This is a genomic window from Pseudomonas sp. GW821-FHT12A04, assembly GCF_058807755.1.
In genome coordinates this window covers 122,979-141,224 of sequence record NZ_JBXAQZ010000010.1, presented here as the reverse complement: position 1 = coordinate 141,224, position 18,246 = coordinate 122,979, and the positions used below count along the sequence as shown (strand labels likewise).

General features: G+C 60.4%; 16 protein-coding genes. All 16 read right to left on the bottom strand.

The features are described from left to right. Position 1 precedes the first annotated feature (1 nt). The 16 genes from nuoJ to mnmA all read right to left on the bottom strand — a co-directional run bounded on the left by nuoJ (position 2) and on the right by mnmA (position 18,224). The gene (gene nuoJ / locus AC1RS8_RS17135) at positions 2-505 is read right to left on the bottom strand and encodes an NADH-quinone oxidoreductase subunit J (RefSeq protein ID WP_053161453.1); all 504 of its coding nucleotides are present in this window, start codon (positions 503-505) and stop codon (positions 2-4) included. Positions 506-514: 9 nt separating this feature from the next. Then, positions 515-1,060 (bottom strand): NADH-quinone oxidoreductase subunit NuoI, encoded by a 546-nt coding sequence (gene nuoI / locus AC1RS8_RS17130; protein WP_191622226.1) that lies wholly within the window; start codon positions 1,058-1,060, stop codon positions 515-517. Positions 1,061-1,072: 12 nt separating this feature from the next. Continuing rightward, positions 1,073-2,080, bottom strand: coding sequence for an NADH-quinone oxidoreductase subunit NuoH (nuoH, locus tag AC1RS8_RS17125; protein ID WP_090456620.1), 1,008 nt, complete (start codon positions 2,078-2,080; stop codon positions 1,073-1,075). Further along, positions 2,077-4,791: an NADH-quinone oxidoreductase subunit NuoG gene (gene nuoG, locus AC1RS8_RS17120; RefSeq protein WP_489338871.1), complete on the bottom strand. Its 2,715-nt coding sequence runs from the start codon at positions 4,789-4,791 to the stop codon at positions 2,077-2,079. Before nuoG ends, nuoH begins: the two co-directional genes overlap by 4 nt. Before the next feature lie 135 nt (positions 4,792-4,926). After that, positions 4,927-6,282, bottom strand: a complete 1,356-nt coding sequence (gene nuoF / locus AC1RS8_RS17115; protein WP_057714158.1) for an NADH-quinone oxidoreductase subunit NuoF — start codon at positions 6,280-6,282, stop codon at positions 4,927-4,929. Continuing rightward, a complete protein-coding gene (gene nuoE / locus AC1RS8_RS17110; RefSeq protein ID WP_008020715.1) occupies positions 6,279-6,776 on the bottom strand; it encodes an NADH-quinone oxidoreductase subunit NuoE in 498 nt (165 codons plus the stop codon). The genes nuoF and nuoE overlap by 4 nt, the downstream gene beginning before the upstream one ends. A 2-nt stretch (positions 6,777-6,778) precedes the next feature. Next, complete coding sequence (nuoC, locus tag AC1RS8_RS17105; protein ID WP_057714159.1) at positions 6,779-8,563, bottom strand: NADH-quinone oxidoreductase subunit C/D; 1,785 nt, start codon at positions 8,561-8,563, stop codon at positions 6,779-6,781. Positions 8,564-8,635: 72 nt separating this feature from the next. Beyond that, positions 8,636-9,310: a NuoB/complex I 20 kDa subunit family protein gene (locus AC1RS8_RS17100; protein WP_046037844.1), complete on the bottom strand. Its 675-nt coding sequence runs from the start codon at positions 9,308-9,310 to the stop codon at positions 8,636-8,638. A 10-nt stretch (positions 9,311-9,320) separates the two neighbouring features. Continuing rightward, positions 9,321-9,734 (bottom strand): NADH-quinone oxidoreductase subunit A, encoded by a 414-nt coding sequence (locus AC1RS8_RS17095; protein ID WP_003223812.1) that lies wholly within the window; start codon positions 9,732-9,734, stop codon positions 9,321-9,323. A 644-nt stretch (positions 9,735-10,378) separates the two neighbouring features. Further along, on the bottom strand, positions 10,379-11,704 hold the full coding sequence (gene aceA / locus AC1RS8_RS17090; RefSeq protein WP_034146910.1) for an isocitrate lyase: 1,326 nt from the start codon (positions 11,702-11,704) through the stop codon (positions 10,379-10,381). 473 nt (positions 11,705-12,177) lie between these two features. Continuing rightward, complete coding sequence (locus AC1RS8_RS17085) at positions 12,178-12,939, bottom strand: secretin N-terminal domain-containing protein (RefSeq protein WP_489338870.1); 762 nt, start codon at positions 12,937-12,939, stop codon at positions 12,178-12,180. Between the two features lie 361 nt (positions 12,940-13,300). Beyond that, positions 13,301-13,726: a GNAT family N-acetyltransferase gene (locus AC1RS8_RS17080; RefSeq protein WP_057714161.1), complete on the bottom strand. Its 426-nt coding sequence runs from the start codon at positions 13,724-13,726 to the stop codon at positions 13,301-13,303. Continuing rightward, on the bottom strand, positions 13,719-14,888 hold the full coding sequence (locus AC1RS8_RS17075) for a ribosomal protein uL16 3-hydroxylase (RefSeq protein ID WP_489338869.1): 1,170 nt from the start codon (positions 14,886-14,888) through the stop codon (positions 13,719-13,721). Before AC1RS8_RS17075 ends, AC1RS8_RS17080 begins: the two co-directional genes overlap by 8 nt. Before the next feature lie 87 nt (positions 14,889-14,975). Then, positions 14,976-16,346, bottom strand: a complete 1,371-nt coding sequence (gene purB, locus AC1RS8_RS17070) for an adenylosuccinate lyase (RefSeq protein WP_007972090.1) — start codon at positions 16,344-16,346, stop codon at positions 14,976-14,978. Between the two features lie 124 nt (positions 16,347-16,470). Beyond that, on the bottom strand, positions 16,471-17,094 hold the full coding sequence (gene hflD / locus AC1RS8_RS17065) for a high frequency lysogenization protein HflD (protein WP_057714163.1): 624 nt from the start codon (positions 17,092-17,094) through the stop codon (positions 16,471-16,473). Next, positions 17,091-18,224: a tRNA 2-thiouridine(34) synthase MnmA gene (gene mnmA / locus AC1RS8_RS17060; RefSeq protein WP_489338868.1), complete on the bottom strand. Its 1,134-nt coding sequence runs from the start codon at positions 18,222-18,224 to the stop codon at positions 17,091-17,093. The genes hflD and mnmA overlap by 4 nt, the downstream gene beginning before the upstream one ends. Positions 18,225-18,246: the final 22 nt, after the last annotated feature.

The window sequence follows — 18,246 nt, the reverse complement described above, 5'->3', positions numbered from 1 at the left end:
GTCATTGCTCCTTGGCTTCGTTGCGGCCCAAGTGGAACGCCGTGACGGCTGCGGCGAGCAGCAGCATCGAGGCGAGTTCGACCACCAGCAGGTACGGACCGAACAGGCTGATGCCCACGGCCTTGGCGTCTACGGTGGTGTGGCCAATGGCTTCACCGGTCTGGTGGGAGAACAGCACGTACAGCAGTTCCACCAGCAGCAGCGCAGCGAGGAGCACCGGGCCGCCCCAGATACCGGGCTTGAGCCAGACGCGCTCTTGCTGAACCGAGGCCGGGCCAAGGTTCAGCATCATCACCACGAACACGAACAGCACCATGATGGCGCCAGCGTAGGCGATCACTTCCAGGACGCCGGCGAACGGCGCGCCGAGGGCGAAGAAGGTCATCGCCACGGCAATCAGCGAAATGATCAGGTAGAGCAGGGCGTGCACAGGGTTGGTGTTGGTGATCACGCGAAGCGTGGACACCACAGCGATACCCGATGCGAAATAGAAAGCGAATTCCATCTTTCTTCCTTAAGGCAGCAAGCTCTTCACGTTGATCGGCTGGGCTTCGTTCTGCGCGGAGCCTTTCGGCTTCCCGGCAATCGCCATACCTGCAACACGATAGAAGTTGTAATCAGGGTTTTTGCCGGGGCCGGAGATCAGCAGATCTTCTTTCTCGTAAACCAGGTCCTGACGTTTGAACTCGGCCATTTCGAAATCCGGTGTCAGCTGGATCGCGGTGGTCGGGCAGGCTTCCTCGCAGAGGCCGCAAAAAATGCAGCGCGAGAAGTTGATGCGGAAGAAGTCCGGGTACCAGCGACCGTCTTCGGTTTCAGCTTTCTGCAGCGAGATGCAACCGACCGGGCACGCCACGGCGCACAGGTTACAGGCTACACAACGCTCTTCGCCGTCGGGGTCGCGGGTCAGGACGATACGACCACGGTAGCGCGGCGGCAGGTAGACCGGTTCTTCCGGGTACTGCAGCGTGTCGCGCTTGCGGAAGGCGTGGCCGAAAATCATCACCAGGCTGCGAAGCTGGGTGAAGAAGCCATGCACGATGTCAAATATGTACTTCATGATTCTCTATCCTCACTGAGCCGCGACGGCGGGCGTGTTGAGCAACACGATCGCAGCGGTCACCAGCATGTTGACGAGGGTCAGCGGCAGGCAGAACTTCCAGCTGAAATCCATCACCTGGTCATACCGTGGGCGCGGAATCGAAGCGCGCAACAGGATGAACATCATGATGAAGAACGCGGTTTTCAGTGCGAACCAGATGAACGGGATCTGCGGCAGGATGCCGAACGGACCGTGCCAGCCACCGAAGAACAAGGTCACCAGCAGCGCCGAGATCAGCACGATGCCGATGTACTCGCCGACGAAGAACATGCCCCATTTCATGCCGGCGTATTCAATGTGGTAACCGTCTGCCAGTTCCTGTTCCGCTTCCGGCTGGTCGAACGGGTGACGGTGAGTCACGGCCACGCCAGCGATGAAGAAGGTCAGGAAGCCGAAGATCTGCGGAATGATGAACCACAGGTTCTGCGCTTGATATTCAACGATGTCGCGCATGTTGAACGAGCCGACCTGGATCACGATGCCCATCAGCGACAGGCCCATGAACACTTCGTACGACACGGTCTGCGCCGAGGCGCGCAAGCTGCCCAGCAGGGCGAACTTGTTGTTGCTCGACCAGCCGGCGAACAGCACCGCGTAGACCGACAGGCCAGCCATGGCGAAGAAGAACAGGATACCGATGTTGATGTCCGCCACGCCCCAGGTCGGGGTGATCGGGATGATCGCGAAGGCAATCAGCAGGGCGCTCATGGCCACTACCGGTGCCAGGGTGAAGATCATCTTGTCGGCGAATGGAGGCGTCCAGTCTTCCTTGAAGAACATCTTGATCATGTCGGCGGCGATCTGGAACGCGCCGAACGGACCGACGCGGTTCGGACCGTAACGGTCCTGCCAGAGGGCGAGCAGACGACGCTCGACCCAGCTCAGCAGGGCACCGCAAACCACCACGGCGAGCAGAATCACCACGGCCTTGAGGACCGTGATGATGATGTCGATCACTTCAGGAGTGAACCAGGTCATTGAGCTGCCTCCTGCAGACCGTCAACGGATTTGCCAAAGATCGCTGGCGGAATGCCGGCGATGCCCGCAGGCAGTGCCACCAGACCGGCGCCCAGCTCTTCGTTGATGCGCAGCGGCAGACGCAGGGTCTGGCCAGCGACATTCAAGCTCAGCATCGCGCCGTCATTGACACCCAGGCGGTCGGCTTCGGACTTGGCCAGCGACACGTAGGCGGCCGGGATGCGTTCCTGAACCGGCGCGGCTTTCGAAGAGTTCTCTTCGCTGCCGAACAGGTGGAAGAACGGCACGACTTGCCAGGTGCCTTGTGCCGGGTTGAACGCGCGCGGAACACTGGCGAACCAGTTCAGCGAGTCACCGCTGCTTTCGATCAGGCGGGTGCCCGGGTCGCCAGCGCGGATGTGACCACCGACTTCGTCCTGGAACTTGTTCCAGGCCTGCGGCGAGTTCCAACCCGGAGACCAGGCGAATGGCACTTGCTGACGCGGTTCGACCGAGCCCGAGTAACCTTCCATCGAGAAGTTGAACGCGGTGTCGTTGTCTTGCGGGGCACGCGGTTCGTGCACGTTGATGTCAGCGCGCATGGCGGTACGACCGGAGTAACGCAGCGGTTCGCGGGCCAGTTTCATGCCCTTGATGCGGAACGCGGCGGACGGTGCGGCATCGATGATGCGATTCAGGATCGAAGTGCTGGAAGCGACGGCGGCGGTGGCGTGGTCCAGTTGGGTCCAGTCGATCGGCTGGTTCAGCAGGGTCGCGCGCAGGGCATGCAGCCAGCGCCAGCCTTCGTGAACCAGGATGCTCGCGTCCATGTACTTCGGATCGAAGACCTGGAAGAAGCGCTGGGCGCGGCCTTCCTGGCTGACCAGGGTGCCGTCGCCTTCAGCGAAGCTGGCGGCTGGCAGAACCAGGTGCGCGCGATCGCTGGTGGCAGTCTTCTGATGGTCGGCGACGATCAGCACTTTGGCGGCGGTCAGGGCGGCATCGACCTTGGCCTTGTCGGTACGGGTATACAGATCGTTTTCCAGCACGACGATGGCGTCGGCACGGCCATCAATCACGGCTTGCAGCGCGGCGTCGACCGATTCGCCACCGAGCATGGCCAGGCCGAGGCTGTTGGCCTCTGGCACGATCAGGCTGATGGAACCGTTCTTCTCGCGCAGCTTCAACGCTTTGGCGATGTTCGCAGCAGCTTCGATCAACGCCTTGGAACCCAACGAGGTACCGGCAATGATCAATGGACGCTTGGCAGCGAGCAGGGCGTCGGCAATGCGCTTGGCCAGTTCGAGTGCTTCAGCATCCAGGCCTTCAACGGCCGGAGCGCTGGCGTCGAGGGCGTGAGCCACGGCGAAACCGATGCGGGCCAGGTCGTCTGGAGCGGCGTGAACGCATTCTTCAGCGATGTCGTCGAGCTTGGTTTCAGCCAGGCTGGCGATGAACAGCGGGTTCAGCGCGTGCTGGCCGATGTTCTTCACCGCGGCGTCGAGCCAAGGCTGGACGCGCATGGCGTCGGCCATGTCTTCGGCCTTGCCCTTGACCGATTGACGCAGGGACAGGGCCATGCGCGCAGCAGTCTGGGTCAGGTCTTCACCGAGGACGAACACGGCGTCGTGGTCTTCGATGTCGCGCATGTTCGGTACTGGCAGCGGGCTGTCTTTGAGCACTTGCAGGACCAGGCGGATACGCTCCAGCTCGGCAGCTTCGATACCGGAGTAGAAGTGCTCGGCACCGACCAGTTCGCGCAACGCGTAGTTGCTTTCGAGGCTGGCGCGGGGCGAACCGATACCGACGATGTTGCGACCGCGCAGCAGGTCCGCGGCTTTATCCAGCGCTTCGTCGAGGCTCAGCTTGGTGCCGCCCGCCAACTGCGGCTGGCGTGGGCGGTCTTCGCGGTTGACGTAGCCATAGCCGAAACGGCCACGGTCGCACAGGAAGTACTGGTTCACCGAACCGTTGAAACGGTTTTCGATACGACGCAGTTCGCCGTAACGCTCGCCCGGGGAGATGTTGCAACCGCTGGAGCAGCCATGGCAGATGCTCGGCGAGAACTGCATGTCCCACTTGCGGTTGTAGCGCTCGGAGTGAGTCTTGTCGGTGAACACACCGGTCGGGCAGACCTCGGTGAGGTTGCCGGAGAACTCGCTTTCCAGGGTGCCGTCTTCAACGCGACCGAAGTACACGTTGTCGTGGGCGCCAAACACACCGAGATCGGTGCCGCCGGCGTAGTCCTTATAGAAGCGCACGCAGCGGTAGCAGGCGATGCAGCGGTTCATTTCGTGGGAAATGAACGGGCCCAGTTGCTGGTTCTGGTGGGTACGCTTGGTGAAGCGGTAACGGCGCTCGTTGTGGCCGGTCATTACCGTCATGTCTTGCAGGTGGCAGTGACCGCCTTCTTCACAGACCGGGCAGTCGTGAGGGTGGTTGGTCATCAGCCATTCGACAACACTGGCGCGGAAGGCCTTGGATTCTTCATCTTCGATGGAGATCCAGGTGTTGTCGGTGGCAGGGGTCATGCAGGACATCACGATACGACCACGGGTGTCGTTCTCGTCGGTGTACTGCTTGACCGCGCACTGGCGGCAAGCGCCAACGCTGCCGAGGGCAGGGTGCCAGCAGAAATACGGAATATCGAGGCCCAGAGACAGACATGCCTGTAACAGGTTGTCTGCCCCATCGACTTCGAGCGCTTTGCCGTCTACGTGGATAGTGGCCATGGTTCAAAGTTCTTCGTTGGCCCGGTGTCAGCGGGCGTGGCTAATGGAATCTTGTTATCCGCGTGAATCAACACAGCCGTTAAAGGCGTCATCACACGAAAAGCGAAGGGCGCGGACCCTTCGCTTTTTAAGCGTTTACGCGCCGACTACGATCGGCCTTGCCAGAGGCGGGACGGCGGCGCTGACTGGCGCGATACCGGCTTCGAACTCATGGCGGAAGTATTTGATTGCGCTGCCCAACGGTTCCACGGCGCCCGGTGCGTGAGCACAGAAGGTCTTGCCTGGGCCGAGGAAACCGACCAGACCCAGCAGGGTCTCGATGTCGCCTGGCTGGCCTTCACCGTTCTCGATGGCCATCAGGAGCTTGACGCTCCATGGCAAGCCATCGCGGCAAGGGGTGCAGAAGCCGCAGGATTCGCGGGCGAAGAACTGCTCCATGTTGCGCAGCAGGGACACCATGTTGACGCTGTCGTCCACCGCCATGGCCAGGCCGGTACCCATGCGGGTGCCCACTTTGGCGATGCCGCCGGCGTACATTTGTGCGTCCAGGTGTTCCGGCAACAGGAAACCGGTACCGGCGCCGCCAGGCTGCCAGGCCTTGAGCTTGTAACCGTCGCGCATGCCGCCAGCGTAGTCTTCGAACAGCTCGCGACCGGTGACGCCGAACGGCAGTTCCCACAGACCCGGGTTCTTGACCTTGCCGGAGAAGCCCATGAGCTTGGTGCCCATGTCTTCGCTGCCTTCGCGAGCCAACGATTTGTACCAGTCCACGCCGTCGGCAATGATCGCCGGCACGTTGCACAGGGTTTCGACGTTATTCACGCAAGTCGGCTTGCCCCACACGCCAACGGCGGCAGGGAAGGGCGGCTTGGAGCGCGGGTTGGCGCGACGGCCTTCGAGGGAGTTGATCAGTGCGGTTTCTTCACCGCAGATATAACGCCCGGCGCCGGTGTGAACGAACAGCTCGAAATCAAAACCCGAACCCAGGATGTTCTTGCCCAGCAGGCCGGCTGCCTTGGCTTCTTCCACGGCACGGTTGAGGTGCTTGGCGGCGGTGGTGTATTCGCCACGCAGGAAGATGTAGCCACGGTAGGTTTTCAGTGCGCGGGCACTGATCAGCATGCCCTCGATCAGCAGATGGGGCAGTTGCTCCATCAGCATGCGGTCTTTCCAGGTGTTGGGCTCCATTTCATCCGCGTTGCACAGCAGGTAGCGGATGTTGATGGATTCATCCTTTGGCATCAGGCCCCACTTCACGCCAGTGGGGAAGCCTGCACCGCCGCGGCCTTTGAGGCCGGAGTCTTTCACGGTCTGGACGATGTCGTCCTGGGCCATGTCGGCGAAGGCCTTGCGCGCAGCGGCGTAACCGTTCTTGGCCTGGTACTCGTCGAGCCATACGGCTTCGCCGTCGTCACGCAGACGCCAAGTCAGCGGGTGAGTCTCGGCCGAACGCTTGATGCGGTTGGCCGGACCGAAGGAAGTCAGGGTCATACGTAGCCCTCGAGCAATTTGGCAACGCCTGCAGGCTGCACATCACCGAAAGTGTCGTCGTCGATCATCAACGCCGGCGCCTTGTCGCAGTTGCCGAGGCAGCAGACCGGCAGCAGGGTGAAACGACCGTCGGCGGTGGTCTGACCCAGGCCGATGCCGAGCTTGCTCTGGATTTCGCTGACCACGGACTCGTGGCCGCCGATGTAGCAGACCATGCTGTCGCAGACGCGGATGATGTGACGGCCCACTGGCTGACGGAAGATCTGGCTGTAGAACGTCGCCACGCCTTCAACGTCGCTGGCCGGGATGCCGAGGATCTCGCCGATGGCGTACAGGGCGCCGTCCGGCACCCAGCCACGTTCCTTCTGGACGATCTTCAAGGCTTCGATCGACGCCGCGCGCGGGTCTTCGTAGTGATGCAGCTCGTGCTCGATGGCCGAGCGCTCGGTTTCACTCAAGGTGAAACGGTCTGTCTGGATAAGCGTGCTGTTCATGCTTAGCGGTCCACGTCGGCCATAACGAAATCGATACTACCCAGGTACGCAATCAAGTCCGCGACCATGCTGCCTTTGATCACCGAAGGGATCTGCTGCAAGTGCGGGAAGCTTGGGGTACGAATCCGGGTGCGGTAGCTCATGGTGCCGCCATCGCTCGTCAGGTAATAACTGTTGATGCCCTTGGTCGCTTCGATCATCTGGAAGGATTCGTTGGCCGGCATGACCGGGCCCCACGAAACCTGCAGGAAGTGCGTGATCAAGGTTTCGATGTGCTGCAGGGTGCGCTCTTTCGGCGGCGGCGTGGTCAGCGGGTGATCCGCCTTGTACGGGCCTTCCGGCATGTTGCGCAGGCACTGGTCGATGATCCTGATGCTCTGGCGCATCTCCTCGACACGCACGATGCAGCGGTCGTAGGCATCGCCATTGGCGGCCAGCGGTACTTCGAATTCGAAGTTCTCGTAGCCCGAGTACGGACGCGCTTTACGCAGGTCGAAATCGCAACCGGTCGAACGCAGGCCGGCACCGGTGACGCCCCATTCCAGGGCCTCTTTGGTGTTGTAGTCGGCGACGCCGATGGTCCGGCCACGCAGGATGCTGTTGTCCAGTGCGGCTTTCTGGTATTCGTCCAGACGCTTGGGCATCCACTCGACGAAATCCTTGACCAGTTTTTCCCAACCACGCGGCAGGTCGTGGGCGACGCCACCGATGCGGTACCAGGCCGGGTGCAGGCGGAAACCGGTAATGGCTTCGATCACCGTGTACGCGCGCTGGCGGTCGGTGAAGGTGAAGAACACCGGGGTCATGGCGCCGACGTCCTGGATGTAGGTACCCAGGAACAGCAGGTGGCTGGTGATCCGGAAGAACTCGGCCATCATGATGCGGATGACGTCGACCTTCTCCGGCACCTTGATGCCGGCCAGCTTCTCGACCGAAAGCACGTACGGCAGGTTGTTCATCACGCCGCCGAGGTAGTCGATACGGTCGGTGTACGGGATGAAGCTGTGCCAGGACTGACGCTCGGCCATCTTCTCGGCACCACGGTGGTGGTAACCGACGTCCGGTACGCAGTCTACGATCTCTTCACCGTCCAGCTGCAGGATGATGCGGAACGCACCGTGCGCGGACGGGTGGTTCGGGCCGAGGTTGAGGAACATGTAGTCCTCGTTCGGACCGGAACGCTTCATGCCCCAGTCTTCCGGCTTGAAGCGCGCGGACTCTTCCTCAAGCTGTTGCTTGGCCAGGTTCAGGGTGAACGGGTCGAACTCGGTGGCACGGGCCGGAAAGTCCTTGCGCAGCGGGTGACCTTCCCAGGTCGGCGGCATCATGATGCGCGACAGGTGAGGGTGACCTTTGAAGTCGATGCCGAACATGTCCCAGACTTCACGCTCGTACCAGTTGGCGTTCGGCCAGATGCTGGTGACGGTCGGCAAGCTGAGGTCGCCCTCGGACAAGGCAACCTTGATCATTACGTCACTATTACGTTCGATCGACATCAAGTGATAGAACACGGAGAAGTCGACGCCGTTCGGCAGCCCTTGACGCTTGGTGCGCAGACGCTCGTCCACGCCGTGCAGGTCATAGAGCATGACGTACGGCTTGGGCAGGTTACGCAGGAAGGTCAGGACTTCGACGAGTTTGGCGCGGGCAACCCAAAGCACCGGCATGCCGGTGCGGGTCGGCTGGGCGGTGAACGCCTCCGGGCCAAAACGGTTGTTCAGTTCGACGACCACATCCTGGTCGTCTGCCTTGTAAGGCGGGATGTACAGAGCACTGCCTGTAGTCATGGTTATTTATCGCTTTCGGTCAACGTAAAGAATGAAGCCAGGTTCTCGTTCTATTTAAGAAGCAGATCTGGATCAGACTTCGTCGGGGCTGCGCAGGTTGGTGACTGCGATTCGCTGTTCGCGGCGCTTTTCCTTCTCGGAAGGCATCTCGGCGCGATAGACGCCTTGATCACCAACGACCCAGGAAAGCGGGCGACGCTCCTGTCCAATCGACTCCTGCAACAGCATCAAGCCTTGCAGGAAAGCCTCAGGGCGGGGCGGGCAGCCAGGCACGTAGACGTCCACGGGCAGGAACTTGTCCACCCCTTGAACGACGGAGTAGATGTCGTACATGCCACCGGAGTTGGCGCACGAACCCATGGAAATGACCCATTTAGGCTCGAGCATTTGCTCGTAGAGACGCTGAATGATCGGCGCCATCTTGATGAAGCAGGTACCGGCGATAACCATGAAATCCGCCTGACGCGGCGATGCCCGGATAACCTCGGCGCCAAAGCGCGCGATGTCGTGGGGCGCCGTGAAGGCGGTGGTCATTTCCACGTAGCAGCACGAAAGACCGAAGTTATACGGCCACAGGGAGTTCTTGCGCCCCCAGTTGATCGTGCCGTTAAGCACGTCTTCGAGCTTGCCCATGAAAATGTTTTTGTGGACTTGATCTTCTAACGGATCGGAAACGGTTTCCCGCTGGCCAATCGGATACTGCTCGTTAGGAGCATCGGGGTCGATCCTGGTGAGATTGTATTGCATTGCCAAAGCCTCATTGTTTCAGCTTCGCTTGCCGCTTGCGCCGAGCTTCCGGAGCCCAGTCAAGGGCGCCCACTCGGAATAGGTAGACAAGGCCTGCCAACAGAATTGCTATGAAAACGAGAGCTTCGACGAATCCGGTCCAGCCGCTTTCGCGGACGGACACAGACCATGCAAAGAGAAAGAGGGCTTCGATATCGAAGATCACGAACAACATCGCGACCAGATAGAATTTGGCTGAGAGCCGCAAGCGGGCGCCACCTGTAGGTAGCATGCCGGACTCGAACGGTTCGTTTTTGCTGCGGCCCCAGGCTTTTGACCCAAGGAGGCTGGAGACGCCCAGCATGAAGGCACAGAGGCCGACGACGCCTAGAAGGAAAATGGCAAAGCCCCAGTTGTGGGCCATGAGTCCTGTCGCTTCGGGCATGCTGGTAATCCTTAACAGAGAGCAAAGGTCTCTGAGCTTGAAAAGAAACAAAAGCAGTGACGATATGTCGCAGCAATCAATCCCGCTGATTTTATGGCTAAACACCCGGCAAGTAAAATTCCTATAGCGAAATTATTTATAGGAATAAGGACATAGCGCGCTTCAAAAGCCCCGCAGGCCTTGCGCCTTGGGCATTAGCCGGCATTTCGTCAATTATGTTTTGTAGGGAATGTAACGAACATAGTTCGTGCTAAATGATAATCAATATTGTTTGGCTTGGTTTTTAAACTGCTTATCCTTCGGATACTCCGGAAGTTGTCTTATATGGGCGTTACAGCAAGTAGCGGCGGAGAGCGTTTTAGCGGATTTTTCTGACGGTCGTAGCGCTCTGGATCAATGTTTTTCCAGGTCACCACCATCCCCTGTAGGAGCAAGCCTGCTCGCGATGGTGGTCAACGATGACGCTGGGGGCCTGAAACCCAGCGGCGTCCTCAGGTTCATCGCGAGCAGGCTCGCTCCTACAGAGGGGCGCTCATTGAATCGCAGGCAAAAAAACGCCCCGAACCAGTCGGGGCGTCAGAGGTGCAGCGCTGCGGTTAGCTTTCTATTCGGTCCGCAGCGGCTGATGTCTCAGGCGAAGCAGATCAGTGGAACTGTTCTTCTTCAGTCGAACCGGTCAGTGCGGTTACCGAGGACGAGCCACCCTGGATCACGGTGGTCATGTCGTCGAAGTAGCCGGTGCCCACTTCCTGCTGGTGCGCCACGAAGGTGTAACCCTTGGAAGCGTCAGCGAATTCCTGCTCTTGCAGCTTCACGTAGGCAGTCATGTCGTTGCGGGCGTAGTCGTGCGCCAGGTTGAACATGCTGTGCCACATGTTGTGAATGCCGGCCAGGGTGATGAACTGGTGCTTGTAACCCATGGCGGACAGTTCGCGCTGGAACTTGGCGATGGTCGCGTCGTCCAGGTTTTTCTTCCAGTTGAAGGAAGGCGAGCAGTTGTACGACAGCAGTTGGTCCGGGTATTCCTTCTTGATCGCTTCAGCGAAGCGACGAGCCTCGTCCAGATCCGGCTTGGCGGTTTCGCACCAGATCAGGTCGGCGTACGGAGCGTAGGCCAGGCCACGAGCGATGGCTTGATCCAGGCCGGCGCGCACTTTGTAGAAGCCTTCCTGGGTACGTTCGCCAGTCACGAATGGCTGGTCGTACGGGTCGCAGTCGGACGTCAGCAGGTCAGCGGCGTTAGCGTCGGTACGGGCCAGGATGATGGTCGGAGTACCGGCAACGTCAGCAGCCAGGCGAGCAGCGGTCAGCTTCTGTACGGCTTCCTGGGTAGGAACCAGTACCTTGCCGCCCATGTGGCCGCATTTCTTCACGGAAGCCAGCTGGTCTTCGAAGTGAACGCCGGCGGCGCCTGCTTCGATCATGCTCTTCATCAGCTCGTAAGCGTTCAGTACGCCACCGAAACCGGCTTCGGCGTCAGCCACGATTGGCGCGAAGTAGTCGATGTAGCCGTCGTCGCCCGGGTTCTTGCCGGCTTTCCACTGGATCTGGTCGGCACGACGGAACGAGTTGTTGATGCGCTTGACCACGGTTGGAACCGAGTCCACCGGGTACAGCGACTGGTCCGGGTACATCGATTCGGCGGAGTTGTTGTCCGCAGCCACTTGCCAGCCAGACAGGTAGATCGCCTGGATGCCGGCCTTGACTTGTTGTACAGCCTGGCCGCCGGTCAGGGCGCCCATGCAGTTGACGAAATCTTTCTCAGGACGGAAGGCTGGCTTGGCACCCTGGGTCACCAGGTTCCACAGCTTCTCGGCGCCCATTTTTGCAAAGGTGTGCTCAGGTTGAACCGAGCCACGCAGGCGGACGACGTCAGCAGCGGAGTAAGTGCGTGTCACGCCTTTCCAGCGCGGGTTTTCAGCCCAGTCTTTTTCGAGGGCTGCAATTTGCTGTTCGCGTGTCAGTGCCATGGGAGATAAACCTCGTCGCGTCTTTATGAAAAGTTGTTCTGCGGTGGAAAATTCCTGCGCTCGCTGACCAGAAGCTTAAGCGGTCAAGTCGGATTCGGCGGGGAGGGCGACGGGATGAACGATCGGCTCGAGGGGAAGTGAGCAGGTAAAGGCGAACTGCGGGCGCATTCGGGCGTCGTGGGCCTTGGTGCGAACATCAGTGTGGTGCCGGGTTACCTATTACGCTTCCGTCCCTCGGGACAACTTCGTTCCAGTCGACAACCTCGTCAAACACACCTTGTGGGCGGTACAGACACGAAGCGGTTCGCGGGGTAGGTGCGAACATCGCCTCGAAGGCCCTTGCCAGGGCCTCTGATTAGCGGGAGCGAGGCCATCATGCCTTCGCTTTTTTGGCTCGTCAAACGTTTTGTAGTGCTTTTTTTCAGGCACTACATCTTTGGTCTAATACGACTCGTCAGTCAGTTTTTGGTGCTTTAGTCCAAGGTGTCGACTTTCACCCGCAAAGTCATGTCGTTGCGGCTCTGGGTCGAGTAGCTGCGGGTCAGGCCCTGTTTGTCGGCCTGGGTCTGGCCGTTGACCCCGGCCAGCAGGATCCACTCACCGAGGTGGCCGGTGACGGTTGTGTCGGTGCTTTGTACGTTCACTACATCGGGACGTTCCTGGCTCATGCGGTCACGGTTGGTACTGATCGACAGATGAACGATGTCGCCGGTGACGTTTGCGGTGACGTAGAAGCCCTGAGTGACGTTGCGGTATTCGGTCTGGCTGCGCAGGTCGCCGTAGGAATCGGTTTGCGAGCTGGTCAGCGGCACGCTCTGGCCGACCTGGATCAGCGCCGGTGTGCCTTCGCTGGCCTGCACCTGCTGAATGCCGCCGTCACGACTGTCGGTGGTGTAGTTGATGATGCGGGACTGGCTTGGCTTGGCGCCGTTCACCGAATAACCCTGGTCACCCTGGAAGTTGCTGTCGCTGGTATCGACGGTGATCAGCAGGCGCTTGGGTGCGGTGTCGAGTTGGGAAAGAAGGGCTTTAAGTTCGTCGATCTTGCGTTGATCGGCGTTGACGATCAATTGATTGCCGTAGGCGCTTACCTGTCCGTCCTTGCCGACGAAATCCTGCGCCACCGGCAGCAGGTCGGCACTGGTGTGGTATTTGAGGGGGATGATTTCTGTGGCAGCCAGCACCGAAAAACTGCAGCCGAGCAGTAGGGTGGTGAGCAGGGTGCGTAGGGACATGTCCGTTATCTCCGCGTTCTAAAAGCTTGATATTGCCACTTTGTCGGCCCGGGGTTTGCAGGAGCGAGCTTGCTCGCGATGGGCGTGAACGATAATGCTGGAAGTCTGACACCCCGCGGCGTTCTCAAGACCATCGCGAGCAGGCTCGCTCCTACAGTTTGTCGGCCCGGGGTGGGGTAAGTTGAATCGTAGACAGCAAAACGCCCCGGCATCTGGAGATGGCGGGGCGTTTTGTGGTGTTTCGTCGGGCCTCATCGCGAGCAGGCTCGCTCCCACAGGGATCGATGGTGTTGCTGAAATCTTCAGCAGCGCACAAATCCAATGTGGGAGCGAGCTTGCTCGCGATGGCGGCACCTGGGCCTTATGCCGAATGGCGAACCATGTCCACGTGTGGAATCCCGGCTTCCAGGAACTCCTCACTGACCATGTGAAAGCCCAGCCGCTCATAGAACGCCGTGGCTTGTACCTGGGCGCTGAGCATCTGCTGCTTCAGCCCGCGCTCTTCGGCTTCACCAATCACTGCGTGCATCAGCGCATCGCCGACTTTCAGGCCGCGCCAGTCCTTGAGTACCGATACCCGGCCGACGTGACCGTCAGGCAGCAGGCGGGCGGTGCCAATCGGGAAGTCGCCTTCGAGGGCGAGGAAATGCACGGCCGTTACATCATCGGCATCCCATTCCAGCTCGGGCGGAACGGATTGCTCGGCGACGAACACCGTCTCACGAATGCGCCGGATCTCGGCGTTGTCCTTCTGCCAGTCTGCGACACGTACGTGAATCTTATTCATCGGCAAACCCCAGGCTTCCTTGCTTGACCAGTTCGCACAGCAGCCCGCGACCGTCTTCGTCGCTCAGCCAGTCGCCAAGGTTGTCGGCGTGCAGCGCGTCGGCGGCGCAGATCATCTTCAACAATTCGCGCAGTTTGGCCGGCAGGTAACGGCTCTGGCCGCTGGCGAACAGCAGCAGGTCGTCATCGACTTCAGACCACGCCAGGCGTGCGCTCGGGTTGCGAATCAGGATCGCGCCTTGTTCCAGGGCGGACATGAAGTCCTCTTCTTCGACGTCTTCCGGGCCCACCACCAGTTCCGGGTAGCGTGGCTCGGTCATGAACTGGCCGAACCAGGTCAGCAGCAGGCGCTCGTCGCTCATGTGCTCGGCCAGCAGGCCTTTGAGGCGGTCGAGTGCGTCGCGCTGGATCTGGTGAGGGTCGGCGGCCGGCAAGGCGTCGGCGTCGGTGTAGCGTTCTTCGTCCGACAGGAACTGGCTGAGGAAGTCGGTGAAGTGGGTCAGTACTTCAGCGGCGCTCGGTGCGCGGAAACCGACCGAGTAGGTCATGCATTCATCAACGGCAACGCCGCAATGGGCCAGGCGCGGTGGCAGGTAGAGCATGTCGCCCGGTTCCAGCACCCATTCATCGGTGGCTTCGAATTCGGAGAGGATGCGCAGGTCGGCGTGGGCCAGCATCGGGCTCTCGGTGTTGCACATCTGGCCGATCTTCCAGTTGCGCTTGCCGTGGCCTTGCAGCAGGAACACGTCGTAGTTGTCGAAGTGCGGACCAACGCTGCCACCCGGTGCGGCGTAGCTGATCATCACGTCGTCGATGCGCCAACTCGGCAGAAAGCGGAAGTTTTCCAGCAGTTCGCTGACTTCCGGGACGAACTGATCCACGGCTTGAACCAGCAGGGTCCAGTCAGTTTCAGGCAGCTTGCTGAATTCATCTTCGGCGAACGGGCCGCGACGCAGTTCCCAAGGGCGCTCGCCATTCTCGATGATCAGTCGCGATTCGACTTCTTCTTCCAGCGCCAGGCCGGCCAGTTCGTCGGCGTCGATCGGGCTTTCGAAATCAGGAATGGCCTGACGGATCAGCAGCGGCTTTTTCTGCCAGTAGTCGCGCAGGAATTCCCGTGCCGTGATGCCGCCCAGAAGTTGAAGAGGAATATCAGGATTCATGTGTAACCTATTGAAAAAATGCACTTTTCAGACGGGAATAAAAACGCCCGGCGCGGCCGGGCGTCTTATAAAGGGTCTAGCGGTCGATCAGATGCGTTTGGCTTGTTCTACAGCGTTGCCGATGTAGTTCGCCGGGGTGAGCAATTTCAGCTCGGCCTTGGCGGCGGCTGGCATGTCCAGGCCGTCGATGAAAGTCTGCAGCGCTTCCGGGCTGATGCCCTTGCCGCGGGTCAGTTCTTTCAGCTTTTCGTACGGGTTTTCGATGTTGTAGCGACGCATCACGGTCTGGATCGGCTCGGCCAGTACTTCCCAGCAGGCGTCCAGGTCGGCGGCAATCTTCTGCTCGTTGAGCTCAAGCTTGCTGATGCCCTTGAGGCTGGCTTCGTACGCGATCACGCTGTGGGCGAAGCCGACACCGAGGTTGCGCAGTACGGTGGAGTCGGTCAGGTCGCGCTGCCAGCGGGAGATCGGCAGTTTGCTCGCCAGGTGCTGGAACAGTGCGTTGGCGATACCCAGGTTGCCTTCGGAGTTTTCGAAGTCGATCGGGTTGACCTTGTGCGGCATGGTCGACGAACCGATTTCGCCAGCGATGGTGCGCTGTTTGAAATAACCCAGGGAGATGTAGCCCCAGATGTCGCGGTCGAAGTCGATCAGGATGGTGTTGAAGCGGGCAATCGCGTCGAACAGCTCGGCAATGTAGTCGTGCGGTTCGATCTGCGTGGTGTACGGGTTGAAGCCCAGGCCCAGCTCGTCTTCGATGAAGGCGCGGGCGTTGGCTTCCCAGTCGATCTCAGGGTAGGCCGACAGGTGGGCGTTGTAGTTGCCGACAGCGCCGTTGATCTTGCCCAGCAGCGGAACGGCAGCGACCTGGGCGATCTGGCGCTCCAGGCGGTAAACCACGTTCGCCAGCTCTTTGCCCAGGGTGGTCGGCGAGGCCGGCTGACCGTGGGTGCGCGACAGCATCGGCACGTCGGCGAAACGGATGGCCAGTTCGCGGATGGCGTTGGCAGTCTGGCGCATCAGCGGCAGCATCACGTCATCACGGCCTTCGCGCAGCATCAGGGCGTGGGACAGGTTGTTGATGTCCTCGCTGGTGCAGGCAAAGTGGATGAATTCACTGACCTTGGCCAGCTCCGGCAGCTTGGCCGCTTGCTCTTTGAGCAGGTACTCGATGGCCTTGACGTCGTGGTTGGTGGTGCGCTCGATCTCTTTGACGCGCTCGGCGTGCTCCAGAGAGAAGTTTTCCGCCAGGGTGTTGAGCACAGCGTTGGCTTCGGCGGAGAACGCCGGCACTTCACTGATGGCAGGGTGAGCGGCCAGGCGCTGGAGCCAGCGCACTTCAACCAGAACGCGGGCACGGATCAGGCCGTACTCGCTGAAAATTGGGCGCAGGGCCTGGGTTTTGCCGGCGTAGCGGCCGTCAACAGGGGAAACCGCAGTGAGCGAAGAAAGCTGCATGGGGTGTTCTCGGACAGTCGGGCAACGAAATGGGGCGCGTATCATACATGAAAAAATCCGCCGGTCCGTCGCCAACTGACCGGCGTATTACGCGTATTGCTGAGTTCGGTTCTGTCGATGCGGGTTATTCGTTACGCATCAAGGGGTAAAGCTCTTTGAGCAATTTGCGGCGGCTGATCACCAGTTGCCAGCGATGACCGCCCAATTGCCGCCACAGGCGTGCTGAGCGAATGCCGGCCAGCAGCAGGGCGCGAATTTTCGAGGCGTTGCTCGGTTGTTGCAGGTTGCGCATGTCGCCGTGCACCTGAATGCGCTGGCGCAGTGTGCTCAGGGTGTCCTGATACAGCGCGCCGCAGGCGGCGATCACGTTTTCGTGGGCCGGGCCGAAGTGTTCGACCTGGGACTGAATCTGCGGCAGGCGTTTGCCGATCACGTCGAGCATGTCCCCACGTTTGGCCAACTGACGCTCAAGGCCGAGCATGGCTAGGGCATAACGCAGGGGCTCGCGCTGCAGGGCGCTTGGGTCGCGTTCGAGGGCGCCGATCAGTGCGCGGTAGCCTTCGCGCAGGTTGATGTCGTCGCCACCATAGACTTCCAGCGTGTCCTTGGGGTCGCGGATCAGCAGGCTACCGAGCATACAGCTCAGGCCGGCTTCGTTGGTCTGGCCGGTCTTGGCGATCCTGTCCACCAGCACCGCGGCGAGAAACACCCCGCCCAGTGCCGTCAGTTGCTCCTGAATCGGGTTCATAGGGCCTGGCCCTTGCTCGTCCACGGCTCGGCTACTTCAATCACGCCGCCGCCGAGGCAGATTTCACCGTCATAGAACACCACGGACTGGCCCGGAGTGACCGCACGTTGCGGATCATCGAAGGTCGCGCGATAACCGGTGGCGGTTTTTTCCAGGGTGCAGGGCTGGTCGCTCTGGCGATAACGCACCTTGGCGGTCAGTGTACGCGGCTCGGTCAAATCGATCGGATTGACCCAATAGATGTCCGAGGCGAGCAGGGCGCGGGAGAACAAGTAAGGGTGATCATTGCCCTGGCCAACGATCAGTTCGTTGTGTTCCAGGTCTTTGATCAGCACATACCATGGCTCGTCACCGGCGTCTTTCAGGCCGCCGATGCCCAGCCCCTGACGCTGGCCGATGGTGTGGTACATCAGGCCGTGGTGACGACCGATGACTTCGCCTTCGGTGGTCTTGATCTCGCCTGGCTGGGCCGGCAGGTATTGCTTGAGGAAGTCGCTGAAGCGGCGTTCGCCGATAAAGCAGATCCCGGTGGAATCCTTTTTCTTCGCGGTCGCCAGTTCGTACTTCTCGGCAATGGCGCGCACTTGCGGTTTTTCCAGCTCGCCGACCGGGAACAGGGTCTTGGCGATCTGTTCGCCACCGACGGCGTGCAGGAAGTAGCTCTGGTCCTTGTTCGGGTCCAGGCCCTTGAGCAGTTCGGTGCGACCATCGATGTCGCGGCGACGCACGTAGTGGCCGGTGGCGATCAGGTCGGCGCCAAGCATCATGGCGTAGTCGAGGAACGCCTTGAACTTGATTTCGCGGTTGCACAGGATGTCCGGGTTCGGCGTGCGTCCGGCCTTGTATTCGGCCAGGAAATGCTCGAACACGTTGTCCCAGTACTCGGCGGCGAAGTTGGCGGTGTGCAGCTTGATGCCAATCTTGTCGCACACGGCCTGGGCGTCCGCCAGGTCATCCATGGCGGTGCAGTATTCCGTTCCATCGTCTTCTTCCCAGTTCTTCATGAACAGGCCTTCCACCTCATAACCCTGCTCGATCAGCAGGAGGGCGGAAACGGAAGAGTCCACGCCGCCGGACATGCCGACAATGACGCGCTTCTTTTGTGTGTCAGAAGGGGCTGGATCACGCATAGGGATTCAATGAGTGTCTTGA